At 24.7% G+C, this 14,964-nt stretch carries 11 protein-coding genes; all 11 read right to left on the bottom strand.

Features of this window, described 5'->3' with window-relative positions:
- Positions 1-54 precede the first annotated feature (54 nt).
- Positions 55-4,068, bottom strand: coding sequence for a DNA topoisomerase IV subunit A (gene parC / locus ACLFO7_RS02060; RefSeq protein WP_412032697.1), 4,014 nt, complete (start codon positions 4,066-4,068; stop codon positions 55-57).
- A 15-nt stretch (positions 4,069-4,083) separates the two neighbouring features.
- The gene (gene parE, locus ACLFO7_RS02055; protein WP_412032696.1) at positions 4,084-5,979 is read right to left on the bottom strand and encodes a DNA topoisomerase IV subunit B; all 1,896 of its coding nucleotides are present in this window, start codon (positions 5,977-5,979) and stop codon (positions 4,084-4,086) included.
- A 363-nt stretch (positions 5,980-6,342) separates the two neighbouring features.
- A complete protein-coding gene (gene ptsP, locus ACLFO7_RS02050) occupies positions 6,343-8,073 on the bottom strand; it encodes a phosphoenolpyruvate--protein phosphotransferase (RefSeq protein WP_412032695.1) in 1,731 nt (576 codons plus the stop codon).
- Positions 8,074-8,209: 136 nt separating this feature from the next.
- Complete coding sequence (locus ACLFO7_RS02045) at positions 8,210-9,643, bottom strand: NADP-dependent glyceraldehyde-3-phosphate dehydrogenase (RefSeq protein ID WP_412032694.1); 1,434 nt, start codon at positions 9,641-9,643, stop codon at positions 8,210-8,212.
- 122 nt (positions 9,644-9,765) lie between these two features.
- Complete coding sequence (recA, locus tag ACLFO7_RS02040; protein WP_412032693.1) at positions 9,766-10,740, bottom strand: recombinase RecA; 975 nt, start codon at positions 10,738-10,740, stop codon at positions 9,766-9,768.
- A gap of 65 nt (positions 10,741-10,805) precedes the next feature.
- Positions 10,806-11,252, bottom strand: coding sequence for a hypothetical protein (locus tag ACLFO7_RS02035; RefSeq protein ID WP_412032692.1), 447 nt, complete (start codon positions 11,250-11,252; stop codon positions 10,806-10,808).
- Between the two features lie 94 nt (positions 11,253-11,346).
- A complete protein-coding gene (locus ACLFO7_RS02030; RefSeq protein WP_412032691.1) occupies positions 11,347-11,856 on the bottom strand; it encodes a hypothetical protein in 510 nt (169 codons plus the stop codon).
- A 94-nt stretch (positions 11,857-11,950) separates the two neighbouring features.
- Positions 11,951-12,418: a hypothetical protein gene (locus ACLFO7_RS02025; RefSeq protein WP_412032690.1), complete on the bottom strand. Its 468-nt coding sequence runs from the start codon at positions 12,416-12,418 to the stop codon at positions 11,951-11,953.
- Between the two features lie 92 nt (positions 12,419-12,510).
- Positions 12,511-12,924 (bottom strand): hypothetical protein, encoded by a 414-nt coding sequence (locus tag ACLFO7_RS02020; protein ID WP_412032689.1) that lies wholly within the window; start codon positions 12,922-12,924, stop codon positions 12,511-12,513.
- Positions 12,925-13,024: 100 nt separating this feature from the next.
- Entirely contained in the window at positions 13,025-13,531 is a 507-nt protein-coding gene (locus ACLFO7_RS02015) for a CinA family protein (protein WP_412032688.1), read from the bottom strand.
- 84 nt (positions 13,532-13,615) lie between these two features.
- On the bottom strand, positions 13,616-14,731 hold the full coding sequence (locus tag ACLFO7_RS02010; protein WP_412032687.1) for a hypothetical protein: 1,116 nt from the start codon (positions 14,729-14,731) through the stop codon (positions 13,616-13,618).
- Between the last annotated feature and the right edge of the window lie 233 nt (positions 14,732-14,964).

Raw genomic sequence — 14,964 nt, 5'->3', positions numbered from 1 at the left:
AATATAACAAAAAATATATGCCCTTGTAAAGAGGCATATACATTTTTTTATTATTTATTTGTTTTCATCTTCATCTACGATCTCAAAATATTCATTTGGATCACTTGCACCATTCTCTACAAGTAATTTACCCATATCTTCATTTTCGTTTTGTTCCATTGCTATTGTTAAAGCACTAACATAATCTTGAGTTCTTAAATCCAAATCAGCACCAGCATCTATCAATAATTTTACAACTTCATATTCATTATTCTGAACAGCATACATAAGTGCTGTATACTCATATGTTGTATCTTGAATGTCCAAATTAGCATTATGTTCAATTAACTTACTAACAATTTTAACATTACCAGAATTTGCTGCAATCATTAAAGGAGTTTGTCCATCTTCATCAATTTCATTAACATCGCTTCCATAATGAATTAATTGCAGTGCTAAATCATTGTCATTTTCTAATAAAGCATCAATAATTGGGGTTGTTGATGATGGATTTTCACTTATTATATTTTCATCATCGTTTAAATCATCACTCACATTTTGATGCTTGTCATTTTCTTCTTCAGACATATCATCATCTATATTTTTAGTTAGTTCTATTTCTTCATGATCTTCAGATATATCATCTAAATTATCAATATTTTTATCATCTACATCAGATAAATCATCTGATATTGCACTAATTTCAGTTTCATTAATATTATTTGATGGCTCTAAAGTACTGTCATTATTTTCAAGATTATCATCATTTAATTTATCAAGAATAGTATCTTCTGAAATAGAATTATTATTAATTTCATTTATTGAACTATCTGAATTTTCTTCTTTAGATAAATTATCTTCTTCATCAGCAAAAGCAAAAATCTTATCAAATCAAGGGTTAGTTTTCTTTTTTGATGAATGTTTTTCTTGTTTATTCTCTAATGAATTTGATGGCAAATCAGAAACTTTATCATTTGTATCATTGTTTTCTATTGATTTTTCTGATTTATTTTCTATTCCATCTTCATTTAAATTATTATCTAATTGGTCTTCTTGATTAGAAATTTCTTCACTATTATTTTCTAAACTTGAGTTATCATCTTGCGAATATTCTTCTTCATCTTCAGATTTTTTTATTTCACTATTTTCTTCTATAGTTATATTTTCTTCTTTATTTTCTTCTACTTCATTTTCATCTAAAATATTATCTAATTGTTGTTCTAGAGCAAAAGATTCTTTGTTCTCTTTTTCTATATTTGAAGTATCATCATCTAAATCTTCTTGCTTTTCTTTGATTGTCACTCCTATATTATTATCTTCTTTTAAATCATCATTAGAAATTTGATTATTTTCTTCTAAATTGTTTGAATTATCAAAATTAGTGTCATTTTTATCTATTTCATTTGAAATCTCATCATCAGAAATAGATGTAGTTATTTTTTTATCATCAATGATTTCTAAAATATTATTGCTTGTGTCCACTTTAATATCTTCAGACTCAAATTCCATTTCTTTTTGTTTAATTGGTTGATTAAGCAATTTCTTTAAAGCACTACTATTTTTTTCAGGTTTATAAGTTGCTTCGCTTAATTTTTCTTCATTTTTTTGTTGTTCTAATGATAAAAAGTTATCATTTTCATCAGAAATTATAAAATTTTTATTTTTTTTTATGAAGGAAGCTTTAACAATGCCTCCTTCAAAATCAGGAAATGAATTCATTCTTGTTTGGTTATCTGTTATAGGAATTTCAGCTACCTTTTGATCTTTTAATTTACCCATATCGTTTAACAGCATAATATATTGTCTTCCACCAATCATAAAAGCAGAATGAATAAAATATGGATTAGATTCTACTTGAGCTAAAATACGCTTTCCTATTGTTGCTCTACTACTTAAAGCAATGTCTTCAAAATGTATTCTTTTTCCACCACGATTTGAAACTAATAAAATAAAACTTTCTTCTGGTTCTACAGGAATTACAGATGAAACAATATCATCATTTTTTAAATTAATATTCTTAACACCAGCAGCTGTTCTACCAACAACTGGAACTTCTTCAATATTAAATCTAATTGCATAACCTGAAGAAGTTATACTAATTAACTCTTTATATTTGTCTTGAACTACAAAAGAACTTACAACTTCATCATCATTCTTTAAATTAATGTATGTAGTAGTTTTAGCATTTTTTGCTGGAGCTATATCTTGTATTAAAAATCTTTTAATTTGAGATTGCTTTGTTGCAACTAAAACTTCTGTATTAATATATGATTCTTTATTAACAGTAAATGCTGAAATTGCTTTTTCTGACGAATCAATTGTAACTAATTCATTTACATGTATTCCAATTTCTTTTATTTTAGTTAATTTAATTTTGTGTGATGGAATAGTAATGCATTTGCCTTTATTTGTTAACACAACCAAAGTATCTAATGTACTCATGTCAAACATATCAATAGGTAAATCACCATCTTTTATTTTTAATTTATTTACATCAACATCAGTTAAAGTAGTATCAGGCATAAATTTTATGTAGCAATCACGCGTAACAACACAAACACCATGGTTTTCTTCTATAATGTCAGTTTCTGATACAACTATTTCTTCAATTTCATCTTCAATAACAGTTCTTCTTTTAAACCCTAATGTCTTATTAAAACCTTCAAAAGTTGTAATTAAGTGTTGATTTCTATATTGCTGATCATTAATAAGTTTTTTCTTTATATCAATAAACTCTAATAATTCTTTATATTCATCTATTAATTTTTGTGTATCATATGATGTTAATACATACAAACGCAATTGAACAACAGCTTCTGCTTGTTTTTCAGTTAATTCAAAAAAATCAATTAATTTATTTTTTGCTTCTTCTTTGCTAGTAGATGATTTAATCAATCTTACTAAATTATCAATATCATTAATTGCCTTAATTAAACCTTCAAGTATTTCTTTTCTATTTAATGCTTTCTTTAGTTCAAAAGTTGATGATTTTACAACTATATCATTTGCATGTTCAATATATGCATCAATTATATCCATTAAATTACACTGATATGGTTTTCTATCTTTAATTAAAATAATATTTGCTGAGTAAGATATTTGTAACTGTGTTTTTTTATATAAAAAGTTTTTTAATATATCTAAACTTTTTTCAGTATCAAATTCTAACACTATTGAAATACCATCTTTATCAGAATCATCTCTCACTTCTTTTAAACCTGGCAATTCATTATTAACTCTTAATTCATCAATAGCTTTTACAATAGATGCTTTATTTGATTCATATGGGATTTCAGTAACAATTAATTGTTTTTTATTCCCCTTAGTTAATCTTGTATTTTCTTCAATTTTTGCTCTAATATTGAATTTACCACGTCCTGTAGCAAACATTTCCAAAATTCCATCTTTTCCTTGGATAATACCACCTGTTGGGAAATCTGGTCCTTTAATTATTGATGATATTTCTTTTAAATTACAATTTGGATGATTGATTCTATAAATTGTACCTGTAATAACTTCAGACAAATTAAATGGTGGAACATTTGTTGCATAACCTGCAGCAATTCCTGTAGCTCCATTAACCAAAATATTTGGTAATAATGATGGTAAAACTGATGGCTCATTTTCACTATCATCAAAATTTGGAATAAATTTAACTGTTTCTTTTTCAATATTTGTTAACAACAATTCACCAAATTTTGATAGTCTACATTCTGTATATCTCATAGCAGCTGCACTATCACCATCAATAGAACCTTTGTTTCCTTGCATATCAAGTAATGGGATATTATTTTTTCACTCTTGAGACATTCTTACCATTGCCTCATAAATTGAACTATCACCATGAGGGTGATACTTACCAATAACTTCACCTACAGTTCTAGCAGATTTTTTATATGGTTTATCATGATTTATATTCAAATCATACATAGCAAATAAAATTCTTCTTTGGACAGGTTTTAAACCATCTCTAATATCTGGTAAGGCACGATCTTGAATTATGTATTTTGCATATTTACCAAAACTTTCAGACATAATGTCATCAAGTGCCCTATTTCAAACTTTGCTATTATCAAAAATGTTTGACATATTTTTTCCTTCCATTTAATTTTCTAATTCAAAATCTACATTATCTGTAATTCATTCTTTTCTTTTGCTTGAATCTTCACCCATCAAAATTGAAACTCTACGTTCAGTAAGAGCAGCATCTTCAATAGACACTTGTATCAACTGTCTATTTTCAGGATCCATTGTAGTTTCTCATAATTGTTCTGCATTCATTTCACCCAATCCTTTATATCTTTGAATTTCATATGATGAATTTTCTTTTTTTAATTCTTCTAACTCATAATCTTCTCAAACATAATAGAATTTTTTACTTTTAGTGTTAGTAAATTTATATAAAGGAGGCAATGCTATATAAACTTTTCCATTTTCAATTAAAGGTCTCATATATCTGTAAAAAAAAGTTAATAACAAAATTCTTATGTGAGCTCCATCTGTATCAGCATCTGTCATAATAATTATTTTTCCATAATTTGATTTATTAATATCAAAATCACTTCCTATGCTTGCGCCAATACATGAAATAATGGTTCCAATTTCTTCATTTTTTAATAAATCTTTTAGTTGTGCTTTTTCAACATTAATAACCTTACCTTTTAAAGGAAGAATAGCTTGATATTTTCTATCTCTACCAAGTTTTGCAGAACCACCTGCTGAATCACCCTCAACTAAAAATAATTCAGTATTAATATTATCTTTTGACTGACAAGGAGTTAATTTTCCAGAAAGGATTCTCTCTTTTTTTTGCCCCTTTAATTGTTTGACTTCTTCACGTGCTTTTCTAGCTGCTTCTCTTGCTTCTCTTGATAAGTAGGCTTTCTCTATAATATCTTTTGCATCTTTTTTATTTTCTTCAAGCCAATAAGTAAATTTTGTTTTAACAATTGTTCTAACAACAGTATAAGCTTCTTGAGTAAATAATTTATTTTTAGTTTGTCCTTCATATGAAATTAATCTTTCTGGAACTTTAACTGAAATAACACAAACTAAACCTTCTCTAAAATCACTACCTTCAAAATTCTTTTCTTTTTCTTTTAATAATTTTCATTTTCTAGCATAATCATTTAATGTTTCTGTAAGAGCAGTTTTGAATCCAGTTTCATGTGATCCACCTTCTTTAGTTTTTACAGAATTTGCAAAGGAAACAAAAGTTTCAGAGTTAGTATCATTATATTGAAAAGCAACCTCAACTTCTATACCTGCATCTTTGCCCTCAATATAAACAACTTGTGATATAGGTGTTGCATTAGAATTAATAAAATTTACAAATTCAATAAGACCATTTTCAGCATGAAATTCTTCTGCTGTTTTTGTTACTTCATTTTCAAAAATAATTTTTATTCCTTTAAATAAAAATGAAGTTTCTTTTACTCTTTCAATTATCAGACTTGCATTAAAATTAATATTTTTAAAAATAGATTTATCAGGATAAAAAGTAACTTTTGTACCTGTTTTATTTGTTGTTCCAATTACTGTTGATTTTTGTTTAATCTTTCCTCCATCATTATACTTGGATTGAAAAACTTTGCCTTCTCTTTTAACTTCAACAATCATTCAAGAACTTAAAGCATTAACAACTGAACTACCAACACCATGTAAACCACCAGAAACACCATATGCATTTTCATCAAATTTACCACCAGAATGAAGGCTTGTAAAAACAGTATCAACAGTTGACATTTTAGTTTTAGGATGTATCCCAATAGGTATACCTCTACCATTATCTTCAACAGTGAATGAACCATCTTTATGAAGTGTTAATTTGATTGTTGAAGCATACCCTGCTAAAACTTCATCAACAGAATTATCAAATAATTCTCATATTAAATGATGTAAACCTCTTTGATCTGTTGAACCAATATACATTCCAGGTCTTTTCCTAACAGGTTCAAGTCCTTCTAAAACTTTAATATCACTCTCTTTATAACTTGCCATAAATGCTCCTTAATTATTATTTATAACAAAATGAATCCTATAACAAAACTAGTGTCAAATCTTTAATAATTATATATGAAATTAGGTAAAAAATAAGACTAAAAAATAGACAATAATTGCGTAATAATAGTTTTATTTTCTAAGTCGATTTTTTTCATCAAAAAAATTTAAAAAAATTATTTTTTTAATTAAAGAAAGTCAATAAGATCAAAAAAATATTTCAAAAAAACAATATAAAGACTAATGCAAAGAGTTTTTATTTTAAATGAACAATAATACTACTTTATCTGTTTTGTTGAAATTTATTTTTATATACAAAAATAAAAAATATTGAATAATAAATAATTCAATATTTTGTGAAATTTAAATTAATTTTTTTGATTTTAAAAAATTTGACACTAAATCATTAACTTGCTGTGCTGTTTCTAATTCCAATGCCTTTTTTGCAAGCTCAATACATTCTTTATGTTTTAAATTACAAATTAATTTTTTTGCTCTTAAAATAGATGATGAACTCATACTAAATGCATCAAGTCCTTTTTCTCCAAGACCTAATAAAATTGGAATAGACATAATATCTCCAGCCATTTCACCACACATTGCAACACTAACATTGTGTTTTTTTGCTCCTAAAATTGTTAATTCAATAGCTTTTAATAATGATGGATTATTTGGTTGATAAAGATGAGAAATTTTTGGCGACATTCTGTCAACAGCAAAAGTATATTGAATTAAATCATTTGTTCCAATTGAAAAAAAATCTACATATTTTGCAAATTTATCAGCAATTAAAGCAGCTGATGGAATTTCTATCATCATTCCAACTTTAATATCTTTAGAAAATTCTATTTTTTCAGTTTCTAATTCATTCTTACATTTTTCTAAAATTTCTTTTGCTTTTAATAATTCATCAATTGTACAAATCATTGGAAACATAATACCAAGCTTACCATATTTACTAGCTTTCAATAATGCTTTTAATTGAGTTTTGAAAATATCAACCTTATCTAATGTTAATCTTATTGCTCTATATCCTAAAAATGGGTTATCTTCATGTTCAAAAGTATAATATGGTAATTTTTTATCTCCTCCAATATCCAAAGTTCTTACAATAACTAAATTATTTGGTTGTTTTTCTAAGACATATTTATATGCATTGAATTGATTATCTATATCGGGTCAATTAGATGCTTCCATATATAAAAATTCACTTCTATATAAACCAACACCATCTGCTCCATATTGATTCAAATTATCTGAATCACTTGGTTTTCCAATGTTAGCTTCTACTAATACTGTATGATTATCTAAAGTAGTAGCTTTTTTATCTACATACTTTTTTAGTTCAATTTTTTCTTTTTCAAAAATTCTTTTTCTATCTTCTCATTCTTTAATATTGTTTGGATTAATTTCTACTATTCCAGCACTTCCATCTATTGCAACAATTTGATCATTTTTTACGATATCAGTTATGTTGTTCAAACCAAGAACAGCAGGTATTTCCATAGTTCTTGCCATAATTGCTGCATGACTTGTTCTTCCTCCAATATTTGTAACAAATCCTTTAACAAATTTTTTATTCAACATTGCAGTTTCTGATGGAGATAAATCATGAGCTACAATAATAACATCAGAATTAATTGACATAATATCTGGTAATTTAATATTTAACAAATTAGAAAGCATTCTATTTTTTACATCTATTACATCACTTGCTCTTTCTTTAAAATATGCATCGTCCATACTAGAAAACATTTCTGACATATTATTAAAAACTAAATTAGTTGCTGATGCTGAATTATAGTTCTCTATTTTAATTAATTCTTCTATTTGTGATTTAATTTCAGGATCTTGTGCAATTTGAATGTGAGCATCAAAAATAGATGCTTTATCCTCTCCCAATCTTTCAAATGCAATATTTTTTATAACTTCCAGTTGCGAGATTGTACTTTTTATTGATTCATTAACTTTTTTTATTTCAAAATCTATATCTTTTATTTTGTCTTCTAAAATCTGAAATATAGGCGGTTCTATTATGAATGCTTTTGCATAATTTATTCCAGAACTTGCACCAATACCTTTTAATTGCTTCATAAAATCCTCTTTTATCTTTGAAAAAATTCAAAATTTATTTTTATTACATATTAATAATAAGTTAAAATGCATTAGTTTAATTACCAAGTTAAAAAAATCTATAACCAATATTGTTATAGATTTTTAATTATAATTTCTAATTATTTTCAACAATTCCTTTAATTCTGGTCATTGCCTTAAGAGAATCAACTATTCCTTGAACACCAAAACCTGAATCTTTAACACCAATAAATGGGAAAATATCTGGCCCTCTAGATGGAGATTTATTTATATTAATTGTCCCAACATTCAAATATCTTGCAATTAGTTTTGCTTTCTCTATATTATTTGTAAATATACTTGCTTGCAATCCAAAATTTGATGCATTAGTTATACTTATTGCTTCTTGGATAGTTTTTACTCTAATGACAGGCAGCACAGGTCCAAAAGGTTCTTCTCAAGCCAATCTTGATTTAGTTGAAACATTATCAACTAAAGTTGGTTCTAATAAGTTATAACCAACAACTTTATTACCTGTTATAACATTTGCATTGTGAGCAATTGCATCATTAATTAAATCTAAAACATAATTTAATGATTTGTTATCAATTAAAGGAATGATATCTACTCCATCAAATGGATTTCCAATTTTTAAATCAAGTACATTATTTTTTAATTCTTCAACTAAATTATCAGCTATTGAATCTAACACTATAACTCTTTTAATAGCTGTACATCTTTGACCTGAAAAATTGAATGCACCTTTAACAATTTCTTTTGCAACTTTTTTAATATCAATATCATCTAAAACAATTGCAGCATCTTTACCACCAAGCTCTAGAACAATATTTTTAGCAGGTAATGCTTTAGCTATTTTTTTACCAATATCTGTGCTTCCAGTAAAAGTAACTCCTTCGATTCTTCTATTAGTCAAAATATAATCACCAATTTCACTACCTTTTCCCATAACTAAATTAAATACACCTTCTGGAAAATTGGCTTTATCAAAATATTTGGCTATTAAACTACAAACCAATGAACCATATGTTGCTGGTTTAAATACAATAGTATTACCAACTAATAATGTTGGAATAATTTTAGCTATTGATAGATTTATTGGATAATTAAAGGGCGATATAGCTAAAACAACTCCAATTGGAACATGATAAAACTTACCTATCTTATTTTTAATTCCATGAATTGAATCATCATAAATTATTGGATTTACCAATTCTTTTTTATACATTTCAACTGTAGCAATAATATATTCATATGATCTAATGACTTCAGTTAAAGCATCTGGATAAGATTTACCAATTTCTTTTGTAATTAAATTTGCAATGACTTCTTTATCTTCTAAAAAAAATTCTGCAAATTTTAAAATATATTCTATTCTTTGATCAAAATTTAAAAATGATCACTTATAAAATGCCTTATGAGCACTTTCAAAAGCAAAATCTATTTGCTCTTTGTTTAAAGCACTAATACTTCCAATTTCTGTTCCATCAATTGCTGAATTTATAGAAATTTTTTTGTCAGTATCAATAAATTTATTATTTATATAGGCTAAACCATGTAATTTATTATTCATACTCTTTCTCCTTCTTAAAAAATATTCACATATTTGAGTATATTACAATAGATAAATTTATCTTAAAAATAATTAATATTTTTACAAATAAAAATAAACCCTTTTTATTTAAGGGTTTATTTTTAATTAATTTTTTCTAAAACTAAATCTTTTATTTTTTGATATAACTCCTCATTATTTGCTATTTCAGCATCCAAAGCATTCCTTCCTTGACATATTTTTTTATCATCAAAATAAAATCAACTTCCTGATTTTTTAATAATTTCATAATCTATAGCAAAATTTATTATTTCATTTTTGAAATCATATCCTTTGCCAAAAAATATGTCAATGAAACAATGCTTTAAAGGAGGAGCTAATTTATTTTTAACTACTGTTACTTTTGTTTTTATACCAATAGCATCATTGCCATTTTTTAATAATTCACTTTTTCTAACATCAAGTCTTATTGAACTAAAAAATTTTAATGCTCTACCTCCTGTTGTGACTTCAGGATTACCAAACATAATCCCCACTTTTTCTCTTAACTGATTAATAAAAATAATACAAACATTTGATTTACTAATTGAACTTTGTATCATTCTTAAACCTTTTGACATTAATCTAGCATGAGCCCCTATATTTTGATCTGAAACATCACCATTTAGTTCTGATTCGGGAATTAAAGCAGCTACACTATCAACCACAATTAAATCTATAAGTTTTGTTTTTATTAAAGCATCTATAATATTAAATGCTTGTTCTCCAGATTCTGGACGTGCTAATAACAATTTTTCAGGATCAATGCCCATTGAAATCAAATAATTAATATCTAGTGAATTTTCAGCATCTATATATGCTGCCTTTTTATTTTCCTCTAAACATTTTGCTACAGCTTGTAGTGCTATAGTTGTTTTACCACTAGATTCATTTCCATATATCTCAATAATTCTACCTCTTGGGAACCCTTTAATACCTAATGCAGCATCTAAAGAAATGCTTCCCGTTGATAAAACATCAACTTGATCTATATTAGCTGTAGTTATTGAACCTTTTCCATATTTTTTTTCAATATCTTTTACAGTTTCATTAAAAAGTTTTGTTTCTATTGTTTCCATAATTTCAAATACCCTCCATATATAAAAACGTAAAAAAAATTAAAAAATATAAAAAATTTGCAATTTTATTTAGAAATATTTAATTCAGATTTAATTGTTGGACAATTTTTTATATCTTTAATATCATTCTTTATTGTTTTCAACTCTTCTTTGATTTCAACTTTGAATTCATTAAAATCATTATTAATTGTTTTCAATTCATCTTTTACTTCAACTTTAAATTCATTGAAATCATTTTTTATGTTTTTAATTTCCTGAAGAATTAAATCTGTTTTCTCTATTTTCATTTCTTGTTTTCCTTGAGTTATTTTTATTGTCCCACAGATTGATTTACTATTCAATTCTTTTTGAATATTATTATTGTTGTCAATAATTTCAACATATTCATGTTTAACTAAAATATCTTTGCCAATGCAAGTGTTGCTTGCTTTAATAAAATCTATTAGCTGTTTTTTATTAAAAGATCCAGATTGAGTTTCATTTTTATTTAGATCAATTCTTTTATTTTTCACATTTACTCCTTGAAAATAAAAAATATATGAAGTGCAACAACCCCTTCATATATAAAAACGTTAAAAATTTTTGAAATTATAAAAATTTGTTAGTTTATTTAGAAATATTTAATTCAGATTTAATTGTTGGACAATTTTTTATATCTTTAATGTCATTTTCAACAGTATCCAATCTCAAATTAATTTGTTTAACTTCTCATTCAACATTGTCTAATCTTGAATTTACTTTTTTGAATTCTTCTCTTACTTCAACTTTGAATTCATTAAAATCATTATTAATTGTTTTCAATTCATCTTTCACTTCAACTTTAAATTCATTGAAATCATTTTTTATGTTTCTAATTTCTTGAAGAATTAAATCTGTTTTATCTATTTTCATTTTTTGCTTTCCTTGAGTTATTTCTATTGTCCCACAGATTGATTTACTATTCAATTCTTTTTGAATATTATTATTGTTGTCAATAATTTCAACATATTCATGTTTAACTAAAATATCTTTGCCAATGCAAGTGTTGCTTGCTTTAATAAAATCTATTAGCTGTTTTTTATTAAAAGATCCAGATTGAGTTTCATTTTTATTTAGATCAATTCTTTTATTTTTCACATTTACTCCTTGAAAATAAAAAATATATGAAGTGCAACAACCCCTTCATATATAAAAACGTTAAAAATTTTTGAAATTATAAAAATTTGTTAGTTTATTTAGAAATATTTAATTCAGATTTAATTGTTGGACAATTTTTTATATCTTTAATGTCATTTTCAACATTGTCTAATCTTGAATTTACTTTTTTGAATTCTTCTCTTACTTCAACTTTGAATTCATCAAAATCATTATTAATTGTTTTCAATTCATCTTTTACTTCAACTTTAAATTCATTGAAATCATTTTTTATGTTTCTAATTTCTTGAAGAATTAAATCTGTTTTATCTATTTTCATTTTTTGCTTTCCTTGAGTTATTTCTATTGTCCCACAGATTGATTTACTATTCAATTCTTTTTGAATATTATTGTTGCCATCAATAATTTCAACATATTCGTGTTGAACTAAAATATCTTTACCAATGCAAGTGTTGCTTGCTTTAATAAAATCTATTAGTTGCTTCTTATTAAAAAATCCAGATTGAGTTTCACTTTTATTTAGATCAATTTTTTTATTTTTCACATTTACTCCTTGAAAATAAAAATATATGAAGTGCAACAACCCTTCATATATAAAAACGTTAAAAAATATTTAAATTATAAAAATTTGTTAGTTTATTTAGAAATATTTAATTCAGATTTAATTGTTGGACAGTTTTTTATATCTTTAATGTCATTCCTTATTGTTTTCAATTCATCTTTTACTTCAACTTTGAATTCATTGAAATCATTTTTCATATTACTAATTTCAAAATTAATGTTTCTAATTTCTTGAAGAATTAAATCTGTTTTATCTATTTTCATTTCTTGCTTTCCTTGAGTTATTTCTATTGTCCCACATATTGATTTACTATTCAATTCTTTTTGAATATTATTGTTGCTATCAATAATTTCAACATATTCATGTTGAACTAAAATATCTTTACCAATGCAAGTGTTGCTTGATTTGATAAAATCTATTAGCTGCTTCTTATTAAAAGATCCAGATTGAGTTTCACTTTTATTTAAATCAATTTTTTTATTTTTCACATTCACCCTTGAAAATAAAAATATATGAAGTGCAACAACCCTTCATATATAAAAACGTTAAAAAATCTTGAAATTATAAAAATATCTTTAAAACTCGATTTTAAAATTCTGTATTTTTAACTTTGTTTTCTGATTTTAATTTATAAATTAATTTAAATAATTCTTCAATAACTTTTGATGCAATTGTAATTCTATTTGACATTCTTCCTTCATCTGGAGTAGTCATTTCATATTCGTAAGCTTTATCAACTACAATAATACAAAAATATACTAAACATGTTTTTATTCTTCCATCTTCAAAAGGTCCAGCTTCACCTGTGACTGCAATAGAAAAGTCAGTTTTTAACTTATTTCTAATTCCCATTGCCATTTCTTTTGCCACTTGAGAACTAACTTCACCATATTTATCAATAGTGTCCAATCCAACACCTAAAAGTTTATTTTTTGTTTCACCAGTATAACTTACAACTCCGCCTTTTAAAACATTTGATGCACCTGGAACATCAACTAAAGCAGATGTAATCATTCCACCAGTTACAGATTCTGCAATACCAAGTTTCATATTCATTTTCTTAAGTTCATTTATTATTATATTTTTATAGTTCATAACAGTTTCCTAACCTAATATACTAGATACATTATAAGATATTAACAATAAAATTATTTTTCTTTATTATTTATCTAGTTAAAATTATATTTTTCCTCTTAAAAATTGTTCATATTCATCACTATCAAATCTAAACTCTTTATGTTCTTTATTTGTTGTTTCAATAGAATCAAGTAGAGAAGGAAAAAATTCACTACTTTGTCTATTGAATGAATAATCGGGTTTGAATTGAGCATAGTCTAATTCAACATAATCATATTCATACTCTAATTCATAACTTGCTTTTGGATATTTATTTGTATTATTTGAAGTAAATTTTTCTTGACGCTTAATTTTTGCAATTTCATTGTCTCTACGCTTTTGATCATATGCTTTAATTGCAAGTTCAAGTTTTTCTTCTTTGCTAAATTTTGTTCATTTATAAAAACTATCATTTTCAAGTTCAAGTCTTCTTAAAATGCTATCAATTCTTCTTAAATATACTGTATCTTTTTTATCTTTTATTTTTTCATTAAAAGCATAATTTAAATATTCAGTTGTAAGCATTGTAGTTATTGTAGATAAAATAGAAACATTTATATTAACAGTTCTATTAATTTTTTTTGTTAGATTATATCTAATAACAAAATCATTTGGACGTGTTATATATAAGAAATCTCTATTAGATAAAACAGTTTGAAAATAATGATGAAAATATCTAAAAAAAACATCAATTGAATAATCATAACTGTAATTTGAATAAACACTTTTTAAGTCTTGATATATATTAGTTAAATCATCAATGTCAATTGTATTGAAATGATGTTTTACAAACTCATTGCTAAAATCTAAGTTTAAATCCAATTGATTTGACTTTCATTCTCTAAGTTTTCTCATAGTTTTAAAAGGAATACCTTTTTTACTAAAATTTTTAAATATGTAAAATAAAACACTTTTTAAAATATAACCATTGTATATAAATTGAATATTAAATTGATCTATAAATCTAAAAAAATCAAACATTATTGATGATTGAATATTATCATAAAATTCTTCTCAAGTAATTAACAAATCAGTATTTAATATTGTATTAACATCAATATAAATATTATCAAAATCAATATAACTAAATTGAGATAATACTTCATTTGTATTTAAAATTTGAGGATTCTTAATTGTTTCTTCTGTAAAAAGAAATGTATCAAAATATTTATCAAACATAACAATTCACCTATTAATTTATATTTCCTTATTAAAATACATGTATATATTATAATTTTTTTTATGATTATTAATGAAAAAATATCAAATCATAGAATTTTAACATCATATATTAATAAATTAATTCAAATAATATTATTTGTATTTTATTTATGAAAATTAAGAATAAAAAATTTTAGAAATTTTTATTTAAACGAGTAAAAATAAAAAATATTTTTACTGTATTTTTTATC

The sequence above is a fragment of the Malacoplasma muris genome (assembly GCF_046774425.1).
In the GTDB taxonomy this organism is placed as follows: domain Bacteria; phylum Bacillota_I; class Bacilli_A; order Mycoplasmatales; family Mycoplasmoidaceae; genus Malacoplasma; species Malacoplasma muris.
The sequence above is the reverse complement of the archived record's forward strand: the minus strand, read 5'-3'. Positions and strand labels throughout refer to the sequence as shown.